The sequence below is a fragment of the Dactylosporangium siamense genome (assembly GCF_016862795.1).
Lineage (GTDB): Bacteria > Actinomycetota > Actinomycetes > Mycobacteriales > Micromonosporaceae > Dactylosporangium > Dactylosporangium siamense.
Window position 1 is genome coordinate 166,199 of record NZ_BONQ01000024.1, and the last position, 19,047, is coordinate 185,245.

General features: G+C 70.2%; 17 protein-coding genes. 8 read left to right on the forward strand and 9 right to left on the reverse strand.

Annotated features, from left to right (window positions below; all coding sequences use genetic code 11):
- Positions 1–7: 7 nt before the first annotated feature.
- From Dsi01nite_RS07705 to Dsi01nite_RS07715, 3 genes are read right to left on the reverse strand one after another with little or no spacing between them, the layout of a single operon-like run.
- Positions 8–616, reverse strand: a complete 609-nt coding sequence (locus tag Dsi01nite_RS07705) for a pyridoxamine 5'-phosphate oxidase family protein (protein ID WP_203845330.1) — start codon at positions 614–616, stop codon at positions 8–10.
- Positions 601–1,980, reverse strand: a complete 1,380-nt coding sequence (locus tag Dsi01nite_RS07710; RefSeq protein ID WP_203845331.1) for an aspartate aminotransferase family protein — start codon at positions 1,978–1,980, stop codon at positions 601–603. The genes Dsi01nite_RS07705 and Dsi01nite_RS07710 overlap by 16 nt, the downstream gene beginning before the upstream one ends.
- Positions 1,977–2,477, reverse strand: a complete 501-nt coding sequence (locus tag Dsi01nite_RS07715; protein ID WP_203845385.1) for an Lrp/AsnC family transcriptional regulator — start codon at positions 2,475–2,477, stop codon at positions 1,977–1,979. The genes Dsi01nite_RS07710 and Dsi01nite_RS07715 overlap by 4 nt, the downstream gene beginning before the upstream one ends.
- Before the next feature lie 230 nt (positions 2,478–2,707).
- Between Dsi01nite_RS07715 and Dsi01nite_RS07720 the strand changes: the two genes are divergently transcribed.
- The 6 genes from Dsi01nite_RS07720 to speB are packed head-to-tail and all read left to right on the forward strand — an operon-like array spanning position 2,708 to position 8,987.
- Positions 2,708–3,943, forward strand: a complete 1,236-nt coding sequence (locus Dsi01nite_RS07720) for a polyamine ABC transporter substrate-binding protein (protein ID WP_239135756.1) — start codon at positions 2,708–2,710, stop codon at positions 3,941–3,943.
- Positions 3,944–3,946: 3 nt separating this feature from the next.
- Entirely contained in the window at positions 3,947–5,095 is a 1,149-nt protein-coding gene (locus Dsi01nite_RS07725) for an ABC transporter ATP-binding protein (RefSeq protein ID WP_203845332.1), read from the forward strand.
- A gap of 44 nt (positions 5,096–5,139) precedes the next feature.
- Positions 5,140–5,994, forward strand: a complete 855-nt coding sequence (locus Dsi01nite_RS07730) for an ABC transporter permease (protein WP_373318738.1) — start codon at positions 5,140–5,142, stop codon at positions 5,992–5,994.
- Between the two features lie 2 nt (positions 5,995–5,996).
- Positions 5,997–6,800, forward strand: a complete 804-nt coding sequence (locus tag Dsi01nite_RS07735; protein ID WP_373318742.1) for an ABC transporter permease — start codon at positions 5,997–5,999, stop codon at positions 6,798–6,800.
- A 1-nt stretch (position 6,801) separates the two neighbouring features.
- Positions 6,802–7,998, forward strand: coding sequence for a saccharopine dehydrogenase family protein (locus tag Dsi01nite_RS07740; protein WP_203845334.1), 1,197 nt, complete (start codon positions 6,802–6,804; stop codon positions 7,996–7,998).
- A complete protein-coding gene (gene speB, locus Dsi01nite_RS07745) occupies positions 7,995–8,987 on the forward strand; it encodes an agmatinase (protein WP_203845335.1) in 993 nt (330 codons plus the stop codon). The genes Dsi01nite_RS07740 and speB overlap by 4 nt, the downstream gene beginning before the upstream one ends.
- On the opposite strand, the gene Dsi01nite_RS07750 is transcribed toward speB, so the two are convergent.
- The 5 genes from Dsi01nite_RS07750 to Dsi01nite_RS07770 all read right to left on the reverse strand — a co-directional run bounded on the left by Dsi01nite_RS07750 (position 8,970) and on the right by Dsi01nite_RS07770 (position 15,046).
- Entirely contained in the window at positions 8,970–9,338 is a 369-nt protein-coding gene (locus tag Dsi01nite_RS07750; protein ID WP_203845336.1) for a DUF779 domain-containing protein, read from the reverse strand. The genes speB and Dsi01nite_RS07750 overlap by 18 nt on opposite strands.
- A 2-nt stretch (positions 9,339–9,340) precedes the next feature.
- Complete coding sequence (gene adh, locus Dsi01nite_RS07755) at positions 9,341–10,864, reverse strand: aldehyde dehydrogenase (protein WP_203845337.1); 1,524 nt, start codon at positions 10,862–10,864, stop codon at positions 9,341–9,343.
- Between the two features lie 9 nt (positions 10,865–10,873).
- Positions 10,874–12,145 carry a GAF domain-containing protein gene (locus Dsi01nite_RS07760; RefSeq protein ID WP_203845338.1) on the reverse strand — a complete coding sequence of 424 codons (1,272 nt, stop codon included), beginning with the start codon at positions 12,143–12,145 and terminating at the stop codon, positions 10,874–10,876.
- Positions 12,146–12,324: 179 nt separating this feature from the next.
- On the reverse strand, positions 12,325–13,605 hold the full coding sequence (gabT, locus tag Dsi01nite_RS07765; protein ID WP_203845339.1) for a 4-aminobutyrate--2-oxoglutarate transaminase: 1,281 nt from the start codon (positions 13,603–13,605) through the stop codon (positions 12,325–12,327).
- Between the two features lie 10 nt (positions 13,606–13,615).
- The gene (locus Dsi01nite_RS07770; protein WP_203845340.1) at positions 13,616–15,046 is read right to left on the reverse strand and encodes a gamma-aminobutyraldehyde dehydrogenase; all 1,431 of its coding nucleotides are present in this window, start codon (positions 15,044–15,046) and stop codon (positions 13,616–13,618) included.
- 100 nt (positions 15,047–15,146) lie between these two features.
- Between Dsi01nite_RS07770 and Dsi01nite_RS07775 the strand changes: the two genes are divergently transcribed.
- Positions 15,147–16,577 carry an aldehyde dehydrogenase family protein gene (locus tag Dsi01nite_RS07775; protein ID WP_203845341.1) on the forward strand — a complete coding sequence of 477 codons (1,431 nt, stop codon included), beginning with the start codon at positions 15,147–15,149 and terminating at the stop codon, positions 16,575–16,577.
- On the opposite strand, the gene Dsi01nite_RS07780 is transcribed toward Dsi01nite_RS07775, so the two are convergent.
- Complete coding sequence (locus Dsi01nite_RS07780) at positions 16,574–17,536, reverse strand: cation diffusion facilitator family transporter (protein ID WP_203845342.1); 963 nt, start codon at positions 17,534–17,536, stop codon at positions 16,574–16,576. The two genes, Dsi01nite_RS07775 and Dsi01nite_RS07780, sit on opposite strands and share 4 nt — an antisense overlap.
- Before the next feature lie 122 nt (positions 17,537–17,658).
- Between Dsi01nite_RS07780 and Dsi01nite_RS07785 the strand changes: the two genes are divergently transcribed.
- A complete protein-coding gene (locus Dsi01nite_RS07785) occupies positions 17,659–19,029 on the forward strand; it encodes a phosphomannomutase/phosphoglucomutase (RefSeq protein WP_203845343.1) in 1,371 nt (456 codons plus the stop codon).
- Positions 19,030–19,047 lie beyond the last annotated feature (18 nt).

Genomic DNA, 19,047 nt, shown 5'->3' on the forward strand with positions numbered 1-19,047 from the left:
CAGAAGCTCACGATTGCTCCTCCTCGCACTCGATCGGGTCGCCGCGTTCAACGCGAAGGGGCACTACCCCGACCCATGGGTCGAATCCCGTGTCCTCGGGGGAAGTGCTCGGCGGCCCGGCGCTCACCTTGACCGACACTTCGTCCAGGGCCAGGGCGAGGACCAGGGTGGCGGCCAGCTCCTTGCGTGAGGGCGGGCGCACGGAAGCCCACCGGCCCGGGATGATGTGTTCGCTGATGGCCTCCAGGGCCGGCAGCTTTTCGGAAACGACCGTGCACGAGCCGAGGACCATCACGGACCGGTAGTGCATCGAGGTCTCGAACGCGCTGCGGGCCAGGACCAGGCCGTCCAGCAGCGTCACGGTGAAGCAGCACGGCGCGCCCTGCGCCAGCAGGCGGAACAGGCGGCTGCCCGTGGATCCGTGGAAGAGCACCGAGGAGCCGGACCGGCCGTATGCGACGGGGATCGCATACGGCTGTCCATCATGGACGATCGAGACGTGGCCGATCGTCCCCGCGTCGAGGATGCCGTGCAGCACGGCCCGGTCGTCGACCTGCAGCTCAGGCAGGCGTCGGACCCTGGTGCGGGCCGCGGAAGGGTTCAGAGGCGCGCCCATGCCTCGGTCAGCACCGAACGCAGGATCTGCTCGATCTCGATGAAGTGGCTCTCGCCGCAGTTCAGCGGCGGCGCCAGCTGGATCACCGGGTCGCCGCGGTCGTCGGCGCGGCAGTAGAGGCCGGCGTCGAAGAGCGCCTTGGACAGGAAGCCGCGCAGCAGCGCCTCGGACTCCTCGTCGTTGAAGGTCTCCTTGGTCGCCTTGTCCTTCACCAGCTCGATGCCGAAGAAGTAGCCGTCGCCGCGGACGTCGCCGACGATCGGCAGGTCGTACAGGCGCTCCAGGTAGGACCGGAACAGCGGCGAGTTGGTCCGCACGTGCCCGTTGAGGTCCTCGCGCTCGAAGATGTCGAGGTTGGCCATCGCGACCGCGGCGCCCACGGGGTGACCGCCGTAGGTGATGCCGTGGGCGAACCAGTTGGCGCCCTCCAGGAACGGCTCGGCGAGCCGGTCGGAGGCGAGCATCGCGCCGAGCGGCACGTAGCCGGAGGTGAGGCCCTTCGCGACGGTGATGATGTCCGGCTGGTAGCCGAACCGCTTGGCGCCGAAGTACTCACCGAGCCGGCCGAACGCGCAGATGACCTCGTCGGAGACGAGCAGCACGTCATACCGGTCGCAGATCTCCCGGACCCGCTGGAAGTAGCCGGGCGGGGGCGGGAAGCAGCCGCCGGCGTTCTGCACGGGCTCGAGGTAGACGGCCGCGACGGTCTCCGGGCCCTCGAACTCGATCGCCTCGGCGATGCGGTCCGCGGCCCAGACGCCGAACTGCTCCTCCGTCATCGACTGGTCGGGCCGCCGGTAGAAGTTGGTGTTGGGCACCCGGAACGCGCCCGGCACGAGCGGCTCGAACTCCTGCTTGAGCACGGGGATGCCGGTGATCGACAGGGCGCCCATCGACGTGCCGTGGTAGGCGATCGAGCGGGACAGCACCTTGGTCTTCATCGGCTTGCCGGTGCGCTTGAAGTAGGAGCGGGCCAGCTTCCAGGCGCTCTCGACGGCCTCGGACCCGCCGGTGGTGAAGAAGACCCGGTTCAGGTCGCCGGGGGTGAGGTCGGCGAGCCGGTCGGCCAGCTCGATCGCCTTCGGGTGCCCGTAGGACCACAGCGGGAAGTACGCCAGCTCGGAGGCCTGCTTGGCGGCCGCGTCGGCGAGCTCCTGCCGGCCGTGGCCGGTCTGGACCACGAACAGCCCGGAAAGTCCGTCGAGGTAGCGCTTGCCGTTGCTGTCGTAGATGTAGGGGCCGTCGCCGCGGACGATCACCGGCACGGGGGCGTCGGCGTACGCCGACAGGCGGGTGAAGTGCATCCAGAGGTGGTCGCGCGCGGCCTGGTCGAGGTGCGCGGCGTCGGGCTGCTGGTCGGTCATCGGGTCCCCCACGCATAGGTCTGCTTGGCGAGTTTGAGATAGACGAAGGTTTCCGTGGCGGTGACGCCCGGAATGCTCCGGATCGTGTCGTTGAGGAGGTTGAGCAGGTGCTCGTCGTCGGTGCAGACCAGCTCGACGAGCAGGTCGTAACCGCCGGCGCAGATCACCACGTAGTCGATCTCCGGCACCGCGGCGAGCGCCTTGGCGACCGGGCGGAGGTCGCCCTCGACCTTGAGGCCGATCATCACCTGGCGGGCGAAACCCAAGGTCAGTGGATCGGTCACGGCCACGATCTGCATGACGCCGGTGTCCAGCAGGCGCTGCACCCGCTGCCGGACCGCCGCCTCGGACAGGCCGACGACCTTGGCCAGAGCGGCATAGGACATGCGACCATCGCGCTGCAGCTGCTCGATGATCCGCTTGTTGACGTCGTCGAGGACGGGCTCGGTCACGTGTGGATTCTTGCCCAAGACCCCGCTGTTGGCAACTAATTCCATAGCCTGGTAACGAGAGATCTGCGGATTCGTGATCCCGTAGGAAGCCATGGTCGTTTGGGGCCGTATTTCCGTGGGGTGACGGCCGTAACCTCAGTTTGACCATATGGCGCTTTTCGTTGTGCGGCTCGATCGTGACAACGGAATCCCTTGTCTGTGATGGCACCTCGTGTCAGGATCGGTCGTCGGACACCGCCCCCCAAGGTTCCGGCCCGAGATCCGTAGGAGCCCTCGTGCGAAACCCCTCTCGCCCGCCGCTCTCTCCCGAAGCGGCCGCCGTCCTCAATGCCACCGGCCTGTCGCGCCGGACCCTGATGCGTGGCCTGTTCGCCGGTGGCGCGTTCATCGCGACGGGTGGCGCCCTCGCCGCGTGCGGCACGAAGCCCGCGAAGAAGAACGAGGCGGAGAAGGCGGCGTGCACCGCCACCGACGTCTCCGCGACCGAGAAGAAGCTCAACTTCTCCAACTGGCCCCTGTATGTCGACGTCGACGAGAAGGACGAGAAGAAGCGGCCGACGCTCGACGCGTTCACCGCCAAGACCGGCATCGCCGTCACGTACAACGAAGACGTCAACGACAACAACGAGTTCTTCGGCAAGGTGCGCAACCAGCTGCAGGCCTGCCAGTCGATCGACCGCGACATCATGGTGCTCACCGACTGGATGGCCTCCCGCGTCGTCGGGCTCGGCTGGGTCCAGTCGTTCGACAACACCAAGACCCCGAACTTCACCAAGAACGCCCTCGCCACCCTGAAGAACCGGGCGTGGGACAAGGACATGAAGTTCGCCGCGCCGTGGCAGTCCGGCCTGACCGGCATCGCCTACAACGCGAAGGCGACCAAAGAGGTCCGCACCATCGACGAGCTGCTCACCCGCGCCGACCTCAAGGGCAAGGTGGCGGTGCTGTCGGAGATGCGCGACACCGTCGGGCTGATCCTCATGTCGCAGGGCAAGGACCCCGGCACCGTCTCCGACGCCGAGTTCGACGCCGCGCTGGAGAAGCTGAAGAAGGCGGTGGACTCGGGCCAGATCCGCAAGTTCACCGGCAACGACTACAAGGAAGACCTGAACAAGGGCGACATCGCGGCCTGCATCGCGTGGTCCGGCGACGTCATCCAGCTCAGCGCCGAGAACGAGGACGTCAAGTTCGTCACGCCCGAGTCGGGCCTGATGCTGTGGTCGGACAACATCCTGATCCCGTCGACGGCGACCCACAAGGCCAACGTCGAGCAGCTCATCGACTACTACTACGACCCGAAGGTCGCGGCGGAGCTGGCGGCCTACGTCAACTACATCTGCCCGGTCCAGGGCGCGCAGGACGAGATGCAGAAGCTCGACCCGGACCTGGCCAGCAACCCGCTGATCTTCCCGGACTCGGCGACCCTCGCCAAGACGAAGAGCTTCAAGGCGCTGACCGAGGACGAGGACAAGAAGTTCTCGGCGAAGTTCGAAGCGATCTCGGGGGCCTGATACATGTCCGAGCAGCGACACGGTGACAGCGGTGCCGACCTCAACCTGGTCGGCGTGACGAAGTCGTTCGGCGCCTTCACGGCGGTCGACGATCTCAGCCTGACGGTGCCCCAGGGGTCGTTCTTCGCCCTCCTCGGCGCCTCCGGCTGCGGCAAGACCACGACCCTGCGGATGATCGCCGGGCTCGAGGAGCCGACGGCCGGCCGTATCCTGCTCGGTGACCAGGACGTGACCCGGTTGAGGCCGTACAAGCGGCCCGTCAACACGGTGTTCCAGAGCTACGCGCTCTTCCCGCACCTCAACATCTCCGACAACGTCGCGTTCGGCCTGCGCCGGCGCGGCGTCAAGGGCGTCGCCGACCAGGTGGAGCGGATGCTCCGCCTGGTCGACCTGGAGAGCTTCGGCAAGCGCAAGCCGGCCCAGCTCTCCGGCGGCCAGCAGCAGCGGGTCGCCCTCGCCCGGGCGCTGATCAACCACCCGCAGGTGCTGCTGCTCGACGAGCCGCTCGGCGCGCTGGACCTCAAGCTGCGCCGGCAGATGCAGGTCGAGCTCAAGCGGATCCAGACCGAGGTCGGCATCACCTTCGTGCACGTGACCCACGACCAGGAAGAGGCCATGACCATGGCCGACACGGTCGCGGTCATGAACGCCGGCAAGATCGAACAGCTCGGCAGCCCGGTGGAGATGTACGACTACCCGGGCACCGCGTTCGTCGCGAACTTCCTCGGCCAGTCGAACCTCTTCGCCGGCGGCGTCACCGGCCGCTCCGGCGACGACGTCCTCGTCGAGGCGCACGGCGCCCGCTTCTCGCTGCCGGCGACCCGCGCCCGCGCCGCGGACGGCTCGGTGTGGCTCGGCGTGCGGCCCGAGAAGATGCACCTTGCCGCCGCGCTCGACAAGGTACCGGCGGGGCACCAGTCGGTCACCGGCATCATCACCGACTCCTCCTACGTCGGCGTCAGCACCCAGTACCTGGTGCGGCCCGCCTGGGGCGACGAGCTGACCGTGTTCGTGCCCAACTCGGGCGTCGCCGCCCCGCTCGCCGTCGCCAGCGAGGTGACCGTGCACTGGCGGCCCGAGCACGCGTTCCTGCTGTCGCGTCCCGAAGGGCAGACGGTGGCACCGGTGGTCGACGCCGAGGCATTGGCATGAGCGCACTGGGACATGTCGGAGGATCCACCGGTACCCCGGCGAAATTGGAAAAGCCGAGGAAGCGCTGGCTGCCCTACCTGCTGCTACTGCCCGGTGGGCTGTGGCTGATCCTGTTCTTCGCGGTGCCGGCGATCCAGCTCTTCGCGACCAGCCTCTACGACCCCAGCGGGTCGCTCGAAGAGGGCTACGCGATGACCTGGCAGTTCAGCAACTACGCCGACGCCGCCAGTGAGTACCTCCCGCACTTCATGCGCTCGCTCGGCTACGCGGCCCTCACCACCGTCATCTGCCTGCTGCTGGGCTACCCCCTCGCCTACGCGATCGCGCTCAAGGGCGGCCGGTGGAAGAACCTGCTGCTCATCTGCGTCATCGCGCCGTTCTTCACCAGCTTCCTGATCCGCACCCTGGCCTGGAAGGTCATCCTGTCGGACAACGGCTGGGTCGTGACGACGCTGGACGCGCTGCACGTGCCGCTGCCCGACGGCCGGCTCCTCGCCACCACCCCGGCCGTCATCGCCGGCCTGGTCTACAACTTCCTGCCGTTCATGGTGCTGCCGCTGTACGCCAGCCTGGAGAAGCTCGACCCGCGGCTGCTCGAGGCCGCCGGCGACCTCTACGCCAGGCCGGTCGCCCGCTTCACCCGGGTCGCGCTGCCGCTGTCGATGCCCGGCGTGGTCGCCGGCACGCTGCTCACGTTCATCCCCGCGGCCGGCGACTACATCAACGCGCAGCTGCTCGGCACCAACCGCCAGTACATGATCGGCAACGTCATCCAGTCGAAGTTCCTGAGGGTCGGCGACTACCCGAACGCCGCCGCGCTGTCGTTCACGCTGATGGCGGCGATCCTGGTCCTGGTCTTCGTCTACGTGCGGCGCGCCGGAACGGATGAGGTGCTCTGATGCTGCATCGCCTACGCCGCTGGGTCGCCGACCGCTGGGTCATGGCGATCGGCCTGATCGTGCTGCTGTACCTGTTCGTCCCCATCGGGGTCGTCGCCGCGATGTCCTTCCGTGACGCCGGCCGCAACGCGCCCTACACCCTGGAGAACTACAAGTTCACCTGGGCGCACTGGGCCGACCCGTTCGGCGCCGCCGGCATCGGGCACGCGTTCTGGCTCAGCATCGCCATCGCGGCCCTGGCCACGCTCGGCGCCGTCATCCTCGGCACGCTGATGTCCTTCGCCCTGGCCCGCCACTCGTTCCGGGGCCGGGCCGCGACCAACACGCTGATCTTCCTGCCGATGGCGACCCCGGAGATCGTCATGGGCTCGTCGCTGCTGGCGCTGTTCGTCGCCGCCGGCGTGCAGCTCGGCTTCTGGACGATCGTCATCGCCCACGTCATGTTCTGCCTGTCGTTCGTGGTCGTCACCGTCAAGGCCCGCCTCGCCGGCCTCGACCCGCGGCTGCAGGAGGCCGCGATGGACCTCTACGCCAACGAGGTGCAGACCTTCCTGCGGGTCACGCTGCCGCTGGTGATGCCCGGCATCGTGGCGGCGGCGCTGCTGTCGTTCTCGCTGTCCTTCGACGACTTCATCGTCACCAACTTCAACTCCGGCAGCGTCGTCACGTTCCCCATGTTCGTCTGGGGCGCCTCGCAGCGCGGCATCCCGCCGCAGATCAACGTGATCGGCACCGCCATGTTCGTGATCTCGTTCCTGGTCGTGCTGATCGGCCAGATTCCCAACCTGCGCCGCCGGAAGGCCTGACATGCGCCTGCTCATCGTCGGCGCCGGTGGCGTCGGCTCCGCCGCCGTGCGCATCCTTGCCCGGCGTTCGTTCTTCGAGACCTGCGTCGTCGCGGACTATTCCCTGGAGCGCGCGCAGGCGGGCGTCATGGACGCCCGGTTCGTCGCGGCACAGATCGATGCCTCCTCCTCGGCCGCCGTCGAGACGCTGTGCCGCTCCCTGCGGATCACCCACGTGCTCAACGCCGTCGACCCGCGGTTCGTCATGCCGATCTTCGAGGGTGCGTTCGCCGCCGGCGCGCACTACCTCGACATGGCGATGTCCCTTTCCAGACCACATCCCGACCGCCCTTATGCGGAGACCGGGGTGAAGCTCGGCGACGAGCAGTTCGCCGCCGCCGGGCAGTGGGAGGTCGCGGACCGGCTCGCCCTCGTCGGGATCGGCGTCGAGCCGGGGCTGTCCGACGTCTTCGCCCGGTACGCCGCCGACGAGCTCTTCTCGGAGGTGCACGAGATCGGCGTGCGCGACGGCGCGAACCTCGTCGTCGAGGGCTACGACTTCGCGCCGTCCTTCTCCATCTGGACGACGATCGAGGAGTGCCTGAACCCACCGGTCATCTGGGAGCGGGAGCGCGGCTGGTACACCACCGAGCCCTTCTCGGAGCCGGAGGTCTTCGACTTCCCGGAGGGCATCGGCCCGGTCGAGTGCGTCAACGTGGAGCACGAGGAGGTCCTGCTCATCCCGCGCTGGGTCAGCAGCGACCGGGTCACGTTCAAGTACGGCCTCGGCGACGAGTTCATCGACGTGCTCAAGACCCTGCACAAGCTGGGCCTCGACTCGACCCGCAAGATCCGGGTCGGCGGGGTGGAGGTCGCGCCGCGGGACGTGGTCGCCGCCTGCCTGCCCGACCCGGCCGGCCTGGGCGACCGCATGCACGGCAAGACCTGCGCGGGCACGCTGGTGACCGGTCTGGACAAGTCAGGCGCACCACGAAAAACATATCTTTATCACGTTGTCGACAACGCCTGGTCGATGCGCGAGTACGGCTCCCAGGCGGTCGTGTGGCAGACGGCGATCAACCCGGTCGTCGCGCTGGAGCTCCTGGCGTCCGGCGCCTGGGAGGGGCGCGGCGTGCTCGGGCCGGAGGCGCTGCCGCCGAAGCCGTTCCTGGAGTTGCTCACCGCATACGGCTCGCCCTGGGGTATGCAGGAAAAATGACGCGATATGGGCCGATGTACGGCCCCGACATCACGTTCCTCGGCGTGCCACCCTGCGACCTGGCGGAACTCCCTGACGCCGACGTGGTCATCCTCGGCGCGCCGTTCGACGGTGGCACCTCGCACCGCCCGGGGACCCGCTTCGGCCCGGGCGCCATCCGGCAGGCCTGCTACCTCGCCCACGACGGCTCCCGCCCGTCCCTGGCGATGCGCGTCGACCCGCTGCGGGACCTGCGCGTGCACGACGCCGGTGACGTCGAGATGTTCTCCGGCGACGCGGCCGGCTCGGTGCGCAAGCTCGAAGAGGCGGTGCACACGATCGCGGCCACCGGCGCGATCCCGGTGATCCTCGGCGGCGACCACACCATCGCCTGGCCGGACGCCACCGGCGTGGCCAGGCACGTCGGGCACGGCCGGGTGTCGATGGTCCACTTCGACGCGCACGCGGACACCGGCGACACTGAGTTCGGCTCGCTGGTCGGCCACGGCCAGCCGATGCGCCGCCTGATCGAGTCCGGCGCCGTGCGCGGCGACCGCTTCCTGCAGCTGGGCCTGCGCGGGTACTGGCCGGGCCCGGAGACGCTCGACTGGATGGCCGGGCAGCGGATGCGGTCCTACGAGATGACCGAGATCGTCGCCCGGGGCCTGGACGAGTGCCTGACCGAGGCGTTCACGATCGCGACCGACGAGTGCGACGGCGTCTTCCTCTCCGTCGACGTGGACGTGGTCGACCCGGGCATGGCACCCGGCACCGGCACCCCGGAGCCCGGCGGCCTCACCTCGCGGCAGCTCCTCGACGCCGTCCGGCGCTGCTGTTACGAGCTGCCGATCGTGGGTGTCGACGTGGTCGAGGTGTCGCCACCCTACGACCACGCCGAGATCACCGCGTACCTCGCCAACCGGGTCGTGCTCGAAGCGCTGTCGGCCATCGCGCGCCGCCGCCGCGGCGATCCCTGGGACCCCCGCCAGCCCCTACTGCAGGGCCGCTAGCTCCTCCGCCGTCAGCAGCCGGGAGCGGATCAGGAACCGCACGCCCTCCGGGGCCTCCAGCGAGAAGCCGGAGCCCCGGCCCGGCACCACGTCCACCGTGAGGTGGGTGTGCTTCCACAGCTCGAACTGCGACTTCGACATCCAGAACGTGACCGGCTCGGCGACGCCGTCGACGCGCAGCGACTCCAGCAGGACGTCGGAGGAGCCGGTGCGAAACTCGCCCTCCAGGTAGCACATCGGGGAGCTGCCGTCGCAGCAGCCGCCGGACTGGTGGAACATCAGCGGGCCGTGCGCGCCCCGCAGCGACCGGATGAGGTCGGCCGCCGCGGGAGTGACGTCGACGCGGGCCATCTCTAGAAGAACCCGAGCTTGTTCGGGGAGTAGCTGACCAGGAGGTTCTTGGTCTGCTGGTAGTGCTCCAGCATCATCTTGTGGTTCTCCCGGCCGATGCCGGACTGCTTGTAGCCGCCGAACGCGGCGTGCGCCGGGTACGCGTGGTAGCAGTTGGTCCACACCCGGCCGGCCTGGATCGCGCGCCCCGCCCGGTAGGCGGTGTTCGTGTCCCGGGTCCAGACGCCGGCGCCCAGCCCGTACAGGGTGTCGTTGGCGATCTTGATCGCGTCGGCGAAGTCCGCGAACGACGTCACCGACACCACCGGGCCGAAGATCTCCTCCTGGAAGATCCGCATCGCGTTGTCGCCCTCGAAGACGGTCGGCTGGACGTAGTAGCCGCCCGCGAGCTCCCCGCCCAGGTCGGCCCGCTCGCCGCCGGTGAGGACCTTCGCGCCCTCCTGCCGGCCGATGTCGAGGTACGACAGGATCTTCTCCAGCTGGTCGTTGGAGGCCTGCGCGCCGATCATCGTGTCGGTGTCCAGGGGATGCCCCTGCTTGATGGCGTCGACCCGGTCCACGGCGGCGGCCATGAAGTCGGCGTAGTGCCCCTGCTGCACGAGGGCCCGCGACGGGCAGGTGCAGACCTCGCCCTGGTTGAGCGCGAACATCGCGAAGCCTTCGAGGGCCTTGTCGAAGAACGCGTCGTTGGCGGTGCTCACGTCGTCGAAGAAGATGTTCGGCGACTTGCCGCCGAGTTCGAGGGTGACGGGTTTGATGTTCTCGGAGGCGTACTGCATGATCAGCCGCCCGGTCGTGGTCTCGCCGGTGAAGGCGACCTTGGCGACCCGCGGGCTGCTGGCCAGGGGCTTGCCGGCCTCGACGCCGAAGCCGTTGACGATGTTGACCACGCCGGCCGGGAGCAGGTCGGCGATGAGCCCCATCCAGACGTGGATCGAGGCGGGGGTCTGCTCGGCGGGCTTGAGCACGACGCAGTTGCCGGCGGCGAGGGCGGGCGCCAGCTTCCACGTCGCCATCAGGATCGGGAAGTTCCACGGGATGATCTGGGCGACGACGCCGAGCGGCTCGTGGAAGTGATACGCGACGGTGTCGTCGTCGAGCTCGCCGAGGCTGCCCTCCTGGGCCCGGATCGCGCCGGCGAAGTAGCGGAAGTGGTCGATCGCGAGGGGGATGTCGGCGGCCAGGGTCTCCCGGACCGGCTTGCCGTTCTCCCACGTCTCCGCGACGGCGAGAAGCTCGAGGTTGGCCTCCATCCGGTCGGCGATCCTGTTGAGGATGTTGGCCCGGTCGGCGACGGAGGTGCGGCCCCACGCGTCGGCGGCGCCGTGCGCGGCGTCGAGGGCGGCCTCGACGTCCTCGGCGGTGCCCCGGGCGATCTCGCAGAAGGTCTCGCCGGTGACGGGGGAGGGGTTCTCGAAATACTGACCGCGGGCGGGCTTGACGTACTCGCCGCCGATCCAGTGGTCGTACCGGGGCTGGAAGGTCACCAGGGCCCCGTCCTGGCCGGGTGCTGCGTAACGGGTCATGCCCGGACGTTAATTACGGGAACGTTGCATCCACGTTGCGTCCGGCGGCGCGTACTCGTCGGCCAGCTGCTGGACCCGGTCGAGGGCCATCGCGGCGCGTGGCGAGCCGGCCGGCAGCGCCGTCGCCAGGGCCTCCCACATCCACAGGTCGTCCGAGCCCCAGGGGGCGCGGGTCCAGGCGTCGAGGAGGGCCGGGTCGTGCGAGGCGCGCACGGCGGCCCGCAGCTGCCCCTCGACGAGCCGCCGCAGCCGGACGATCCCCGGCGCGTCGGAGCCGGGCAGGAGGGGGCCGTTGTACGCCCGCAGCGCCGCCGGCACGTCGCCGCGCCGCAACAGTGCGGTGACGTCCTGGAAGTCCGCCGTCACCGGCTCCTGCAGCCGGTACGGCCGCGACGACAGCAGCGGCCCGAGGATCCGCCGCAGCCTGGACAGTTCGGCCCGGATGGTCACCGGGTTCACGGCGTCCCCGTAGAGCTCCAGCCCGAGCTGGTCGCCGGTGAGCCCTTCCGGGTGCTGGAGCAGCAGGGCCAGCAGCTCGCTGTGCCGGCGGCCGAGCTTCAGGGCCTTCCCGCGGACGGTCAGCCTGCCCTCGTCCCGGCCGAGCGAGGCGAAATGGCCCGCGTGCGTCGCCGGGAGGGTGGCCAGGTGCGCCTCGGCGGCGCGGGCGGTCGCCTGCACCAGGGCCAGGCTGTGCGGATTGGCCAGGTGGTCACCGCCGGTGACGTCGATCGCGCCGAGCAGCAGCCCGGTGTGCGGGTCGTGGATCGGCGCGGCCGAGCACGTCCACCGCTGGGCCCGCCGGCTGAAGTGCTCGGTCGCGAAGATCTGCACCGCGTGGTCGACGGCGACGGCGGTCCCGGGCGCGTTCGTGCCGGCGTGCGCCTCGTCCCAGTGCGCCCCGGCGACGAAGTTCATCGACTCGGCCTGGCGCAGCACGCTGCCGTGCCCCTCGACCCACAGCAGCCGCCCGCGCGCGTCGCAGATCGCCATGAGATGGTCGCCGTCCTCGGCGATGCTGCCGAGCAGGTCCCGAAACAGCGGCAGGGTGTGCCGCAGCGGGTGGGTGGCCCGGTAGTCCTCCAGCGAGTCCAGGTCCACGGGGGCGGCGGCGTCGGGGTCCAGGTGCGCCGCGGCGCTGCGCTGCCACGACTCGGCCACGACGCTGCGCACGTCGGTGACGGTGCCCGTGCCGGCCAGGAACGCGTCGTGGGCGGCGCCCATCTGGCGGATCCGTTCCCCGGGGTCGGCACCGGCGCGCAGCGCCAACCAGGGATTCCGCATGCCCCATAGTGACCCCGGTCACGCATGATCCGCCAGTGCCCGAGGGACTGCCAATACGATGAGCGCATGAGTGCGGAGACCGTCGGCGCGCACATGCCTTGGATCGTGACGCTCGAGCACATCGTCACGACCTGGCCTGAACGAGGTGCCCCGGCTTTCGCGGCCAGGGCACCCCACCTTCAGAGCACTGACTCCAGCGCGTCGAGGGCGCGGGTCAGGGTCTCGTCGTCCATGACCAGCGGGGGCAGGAAGCGGATCACGTTGCCGTAGGTGCCGCAGGTGAGCAGCAGCAGCCCGGCCTGGTGCGCCGCCTTCTGGATCGCCGCGGTTCTCGCCGGGTCCGGGGTGGGACCGCTGGCGCCGGAGGCGCCGGGCACGACGATCTCCAGGGCCAGCATGGCGCCCCGGCCACGGACCTCGCCGATGAACGGGTGCGTGGCGGCGAGGGATTCCAGCCTGGGCCGCAGGACCGACTCGATCCGTCGCGCCGCCGCGGCCAGGTCGAGCTCCCGCATCGTCTCGATCGAGGCGAGCGCGGCCGCGCAGGCGATCGGGTTGCCCCCGTACGTGCCGCCGAGGCCGCCGACGTGCACCGCGTCCATCAGCTCGGCCCGGCCGGTCACCCCGGCGAGCGGCAGGCCGCCGGCGATGCCCTTCGCGGTGGTGATCAGGTCCGGTTCGACGCCCTCGTGCGTGCTGGCGAACCAGTCGCCGGTGCGGCAGAACCCGGTCTGGATCTCGTCGGCGACGAACAGCGCACCGGACGCGCGGGCCCACGCGGCGATCGCCGGCAGGAACCCGGGCGCGGGCACGATGAAGCCGCCCTCGCCCTGGATCGGCTCGATCAGCACCGCGGCGACCTGATCGGCGCCGACCTGCTTCTCGATCATGCCGATGGCGAGGGCCGCCGCGTCGGCGCCGGGCAGCCCGTCGCGGAACGGATACGACATCGGCACCCGGTAGATCTCACCGGCGAACGGGCCGAAACCGTGCTTGTAGGGCATCGCCTTCGCGGTCAGGGCCATCGTGAGGTTGGTGCGGCCGTGGTACGCGTGGTCGAACACCACGACCGCCTGCCGCCCGGTCGCGTGCCGGGCGATCTTCACCGCGTTCTCGACGGCCTCGGCGCCGGAGTTGAACAGCGCCGAGCGCTTCTCGAACGTGCCCGGGGTGAGCGCGTTGAGCTGCTCGCACACGGCGACGTAGCTCTCGTACGGCGCGATCATGAAGCAGGTGTGGGTGAAGCGCTCGACCTGCCGCCGCACCGCCTCGACGACGCGAGGCGAGGCGTTGCCGACGTTGGTGACGGCGATACCGGCCGCCAGGTCGATCCACTCCCGGCCGTCCACGTCGGTCAGCGTGCCGCCCGACGCGTGGTCCACGTACGACGTGATCATGCTGCCGACCCCGCGGGCGACCGCCGCGGTCCGGCGCTTGTGGATGTCCTCAGAGGCATTCATCAGGCGCCCATCACAGGTCGATGTTGTGCATGACGTGCTTGATCCGGGTGTAGTCCTCCAGCCCGTACATGGACAGGTCCTTGCCGTAGCCGGAGGACTTGAAACCGCCGTGCGGCATCTCGGCGACGATCGGGATGTGGGCGTTGACCCACACGCAGCCGAAGTCGAGCCGGCGGGTCATCCGCATCGCCCGGCCGTGGTCCTTCGTCCAGACCGAGGAGGACAGCCCGTACTCCACGCCGTTGGCCCAGCGGACCGCCTCGTCCTCGTCGGTGAAGCGCTGCACGGTGATGACGGGTCCGAAGACCTCGTCCTGGATGATCTCGTCCTCCTGGCGCAGGCCGGACACGACGGTGGGGGAGTAGAAGTAGCCCTTGTCACCGACCCGGGCGCCGCCCGCGTTGAGCTTCGCGTGGTCGGGCAGCCGGTCCAGGAACCCGGCGACCCGGGCCAGCTGGTTGGCGTTGTTGAGCGGGCCGTAGAGCACGTCCTCGTCGTCGGGCGCGCCGGTCTTCGTCGCGGCGGCCTGCTCGGCGATCGCGGCCACGAAGTCGTCGTAGATGCCGGGGCCGGCGAGCACGCGGGTCGCCGCGGTGCAGTCCTGCCCCGCGTTGAAGTAGCCGGCGACCGCGATCGCCTCGGCGGCCGCCGCCAGGTCCGCGTCGTCGAAGACCACGACCGGTGCCTTGCCGCCGAGCTCCAGGTGGGTGCGCTTGAGCATGGGCGCGGCGGCGCCGGCCACCTCGCGGCCCGCGCGCACCGAGCCGGTGATCGACACGAACTGCGGCGTCGGGTGCGACACCAGGGCGCGGCCGGTGTCCCGGTCGCCGGTGACCACGTTGAGCACGCCCGGCGGCAGGAACTCCGCGGCCAGCTCGGCCAACAGCAGCGACGACACCGGGGTGGTGTCCGACGGCTTGAGCACGACGGTGTTGCCGGCGGCGAGGGCCGGCGCGATCTTCCAGATGGCCATCATCAGCGGGTAGTTCCACGGGGTCACCTGCGCGCAGACGCCGATCGGCTCGCGGCGCACGTAGCTGGTGTGGCCCTTCATGTACTCCCCGGCGGACTTGCCCTCCAGGACCCGGGCGGCACCGGCGAAGAAGCGGACCTGGTCGACCGCCGGGGGCAGCTCGTCGCTGGTGGTCAGGGCGCGGGGCTTGCCCGTGTTCTGGCACTCGGCGTCGATGAGCTCGGCCGCGCGGTCCTCCATGGCGTCGGCGAGCTTCAGCAGCGCCCGCTGCCGCTCCGCGGGTGTGGCGTCGCGCCACGTCTCGAACGCCTTGCTGGCCGCCTTCACCGCGCGGTCGACGTCGGCCTCGCCCGAGACCGGCGCGGAGGCGAACACCTCACCGGTCGAGGGGTCGATCAGGTCCGAATAACGGCCGTCGGCGGGCTCCACGTGGGCGCCGTCGATGAAGTTCTGCAGTTGCTTGGTCATTGTCCACTCCTTTGAGTGCCGGCAGCCACATCCTTCCACCGATTCCGCAGCGCACAACCCTTTGAGCAACTGTTTCCATGCTGTGAAGCGGCGTAGGCTGATGGTTGTGACCCCGTTCTTCATTGCCGGCCGGCCGGCGAGCAGCGATGACGTCGTCGAGATCCGCCACCCGTTCGACGGCCGCGTGGTCGGCAGCACCTCCAACGCCACGCCCGCGCAGGTCGAGGAGGCCGTCGCAGCAGCCGATGCGGTGCGCCACGAGGCCGCCGCACTCCCGGCGAGCGTTCGCGCGGCCGCCCTCGACCACGTCAGCGCCCGGCTCAAGGAGCGCGCCGAGGAGATCGCCCGGCTGATCACCGGGGAGAACGGCAAGCCCCTGAAGTGGTCCCGCGGCGAGGTCGGCCGGGCGGTGTCCACGTTCCGGTGGGCCGCCGAGGAGGCCCGCCGCTTCTCCGGCGCCGTGCAACGCCTCGACACCGACCCCGCCGCCACCGGCCGGATCGCCCTGGTCAAGCGGGTGCCGAAGGGACCGGTGCTCGGCATCTCGCCGTTCAACTTCCCGCTCAACCTGGTCGCACACAAGGTCGCCCCGGCGATCGCGGTCGGCGCGCCGATCGTGCTCAAGCCCGCGCCGGCGACCCCGCTCAGCGCGCTGCTGCTCGGGGAGATCCTCGCCGAGACCGACCTGCCCGCCGGCATGTGGTCGGTCCTGCCGATCCCCAACGACCGCGCCCCGGCGCTGGTCGCCGACCCGCGCCTGCCCGTGGTGTCCTTCACCGGCTCCGGCCCGGTCGGCTGGCGGATCCGCGAGGCCGTGCCCCGCAAGCACGTCACCCTCGAGCTCGGCGGCAACGCCGCGGTCCTGGTCTGCGAGGACTGGGACGACCTCGACTGGGCCGCCACCCGGATCGCCACGTTCTCCAACTACCAGGCCGGGCAGAGCTGCATCGCGGTGCAGCGGGTATACGTGCATGACCGGCACTTCGACGCGCTCAGCGACAAGCTGGTCGCGGCCGTCGAGGCGCAGGTGGGCGGTTCGCCGTGGGAGGACGCCACCGACGTCGGGCCGCTGATCAGCGCGGCCGCGGCCGAGCGGGTCGAGTCCTGGGTCGGCGAGGCCGTCGCCGCCGGCGCGAAGCTGCTCACCGGTGGCACCCGCGACGGCGCCACCTACGCCCCGACCGTCCTGACCGGCGTCCCCGCCGACGCGAAGGTCGTCGCCGAGGAGGTCTTCGGCCCGGTCCTCGTCCTGGAGCGGGTCCCGTCCGACGCGGCCGGCCTCGCCGCCGTCAACGCATCGGAGTTCGGCCTGCAGGCGGGTGTCTTCACCCGCCGCCTCGACCGCGCCTTCGAGGCGCACCGCGTCCTTGACGTCGGCGGCGTCGTCGTCGGCGACGTGCCGAGCTACCGCGCCGACCAGATGCCCTATGGCGGCGCCAAGGCCAGCGGCGTCGGCCGGGAGGGTCTGGCCAGCGCCATGGCCGACTACACCGAGGACCGGGTCATGGTCCTGACGGGGCTGCAGATCTAGGGCTTTTTCGCCGAGCCCGGCGGCCGTTCCTGCGTCTCGTGCAGCCGCTGGTCCCAGACGTCGGGCTCCAGGAAGACGAAGCACTCATCGTCGAGGTCCCCGCGGATGCGGGCCTCGGCGCGGTTGATCGCGTCGGTGACGTGCGCCACCGTCTCGTCCGCGGCGAAGGCGACCTTCGCCGCGATGAGCAGCTGGTCGGGGCCCAGGTGCATGGTGCGCAGGTGGATCATCCGCTGGACCAGGGGCTCGGCCTCGATCGCGGCCTCGATCCGCCGCAGCGTCTCCTGGTCGGCCGACTCGCCGATCAGGAGGCTGCGCATCCGCGTCGACAGGGTGATCGAGATGATGACCAGCAGCACGCCGATCGCGATGGTGCCGACCGCGTCCCAGCGCCCGTCGCCGGTGACGACGGCGAGGGTGATGCCGACCGTGGCGAAGAACAGGCCGGTCAGCGCGCCGAAGTCCTCGGCGATCACCACCGGCAGCTCCGGCGACCGGGTGGTCCGGATGAACCGCAGCCACGGCAGCCCACGCCGCTCCGGCTGCGCCTCGTGCACCGCCGTGCGCAGGGAGAAGGACTCCAGCACGATCGACACGCCGAGCACCGCGAACGCCCACACCGGCGACTCGACCGGCTCCGGGGCGTGCAGCTTCTCCCATCCCTCGAACAGGGCGAAGACGCCGCCGACGAGGAAGATGACCAGGGTCACCAGGAAGCCGTAGAAGTAGCGGAAGCGCTGATAGCCGAACGGGTGCAGTGGCGAAGCCTCCCGCTTGGCCCGGCGGCCGCCGATGAGCAGCAGCAGCTGGTTGGCGGTGTCGGCGACGGAGTGCACGGCCTCGGCCAGCAGCGCCGAGGACCCGGTGAACAGGAACGCGACGAACTTGCTGACGGCGATGCCGAGGTTGGCGGCGAACGCGGCGATGATCGCCCTGATGGAGTTACCTTCCTCGGCCACGCTCAAGCTGATACCACACCGGCGACGGGAACTAACGTTCGCAACTCCGGACTGACACGTGCGCGGAACGTCACCGCATTAGGCTTCGGCATAGGACAGCGACCACGACAGGAGCGCGGACTGTGATCGACCTGAGCCGGATCGTCAAGGCCTACGACGTGCGGGGGACGGTGCCCGACCAGCTCGACGAGCCGGTCGCCGAGGCGCTCGGCAGGGCGTTCGTGCAGACGCTGCGTAGCCGTGGCGAGTTCGCCGAGCGGGTGGTGACCGCGCACGACATGCGCGAGTCCGGTCCGGCGCTCGCGTCGGCGTTCGCGAACGGGGTGCGGGCCGAGGGGGCCGACGTGGTCGAAGCGGGCCTCGGCTCGACGGACCTGCTGTACTTCGCCTCCGGCACGCTGGACCTGCCGGGCGCCATGTTCACGGCCAGTCACAACCCGGCCCAGTACAACGGCATCAAACTGTGCAAGCAGGGCGCGAAGCCGGTCGGGCAGGACTCCGGTCTGGCCGAGATCCGCGAGCGCGCGCAGGCGATCCTGGAGGGCCGGGGCGAGCCGGCGGCCGCGACCCGGCAGGGCACCGTCGAGCAGCACGGCATGCTGGCGGACTACGCGACCTACCTGCGCGGCCTGGTCGACCTCACCGGCATCCGGCCGCTGACCGTCGTGGTCGACGCCGGCAACGGCATGGGCGGTTACACGGTGCCGGCGGTGCTCGGCGAGGGCCTGCCGCTGACGATCATCCCGCTCTACTTCGAGCTGGACGGCTCGTTCCCCAACCACGAGGCCAACCCCCTGGAGCCGGCGAACCTGCTGGACCTGCAGGCGAAGGTCCGGGAGACCGGCGCCGACCTGGGCCTGGCCTTCGACGGTGACGCCGACCGCTGCTTCGTCGTCGACGAGCGCGGCGAGGCCGTCTCACCCTCGACGATCACCTCGATGGTGGCGGTCCGGGAGCTGGCGAAGGCGCCCGGCGCCACGATCATCCACAACCTCATCACCTCCCGGGCGGTGCCGGAGATCGTGCGCGAGCACGGCGGCGTCCCGGTGCGCACCCGCGTCGGGCACTCGTTCATCAAGGCCGAGATGGCCACGACCGGCGCCGTCTTCGGCGGCGAGCACTCCGCGCACTACTACTTCAGCGACTTCTGGGGCGCCGACACCGGCATGCTGGCCGCGATGCACACCCTGGCGATGCTCGGCGGTCAGGCCGCCCCGCTGTCGGCGCTGACCAAGGACTACGTGCGCTACGCGGACTCCGGGGAGATCAACTCGACGGTCGCCGACCCGGTCGCGAAGATGGCCGAGATCGAGGCCGCCTACCCGGTGCCGGTCGACCGGCTCGACGGGATCACCCTGGACTTCCCCGACGGCAGCTGGGTCAGTGTGCGCCCGTCCAACACCGAGCCGCTGTTGCGGCTTAACGTGGAGGCGCCGACCGCTGAGCGGATGGCAGCCCTGCGCGATGAAATGCTAGACGTCATCCGCCGCTGACGCTCGCCGCTAGAAGGA

What these genes read in the sequence shown, in the direction of transcription:
- Dsi01nite_RS07750 (WP_203845336.1), bottom strand. Translation starts at nt 9,338, where the DNA reads ATGGCCCGCGTCGACGTCACTCCCGCGGCGGCCGACCTCATCCGGTCG.
- gabT (WP_203845339.1), bottom strand. Translation starts at nt 13,605, where the DNA reads ATGAATGCCTCTGAGGACATCCACAAGCGCCGGACCGCGGCGGTCGCC.
- Dsi01nite_RS07760 (WP_203845338.1), bottom strand. Translation starts at nt 12,145, where the DNA reads ATGCGGAATCCCTGGTTGGCGCTGCGCGCCGGTGCCGACCCCGGGGAA.
- speB (WP_203845335.1), top strand. Translation starts at nt 7,995, where the DNA reads ATGACGCGATATGGGCCGATGTACGGCCCCGACATCACGTTCCTCGGC.
- Dsi01nite_RS07715 (WP_203845385.1), bottom strand. Translation starts at nt 2,477, where the DNA reads ATGGAATTAGTTGCCAACAGCGGGGTCTTGGGCAAGAATCCACACGTG.
- Dsi01nite_RS07705 (WP_203845330.1), bottom strand. Translation starts at nt 616, where the DNA reads ATGGGCGCGCCTCTGAACCCTTCCGCGGCCCGCACCAGGGTCCGACGC.
- Dsi01nite_RS07725 (WP_203845332.1), top strand. Translation starts at nt 3,947, where the DNA reads ATGTCCGAGCAGCGACACGGTGACAGCGGTGCCGACCTCAACCTGGTC.
- Dsi01nite_RS07710 (WP_203845331.1), bottom strand. Translation starts at nt 1,980, where the DNA reads ATGACCGACCAGCAGCCCGACGCCGCGCACCTCGACCAGGCCGCGCGC.
- Dsi01nite_RS07770 (WP_203845340.1), bottom strand. Translation starts at nt 15,046, where the DNA reads ATGACCAAGCAACTGCAGAACTTCATCGACGGCGCCCACGTGGAGCCC.
- adh (WP_203845337.1), bottom strand. Translation starts at nt 10,864, where the DNA reads ATGACCCGTTACGCAGCACCCGGCCAGGACGGGGCCCTGGTGACCTTC.
- Dsi01nite_RS07775 (WP_203845341.1), top strand. Translation starts at nt 15,147, where the DNA reads ATGGTTGTGACCCCGTTCTTCATTGCCGGCCGGCCGGCGAGCAGCGAT.
- Dsi01nite_RS07740 (WP_203845334.1), top strand. Translation starts at nt 6,802, where the DNA reads ATGCGCCTGCTCATCGTCGGCGCCGGTGGCGTCGGCTCCGCCGCCGTG.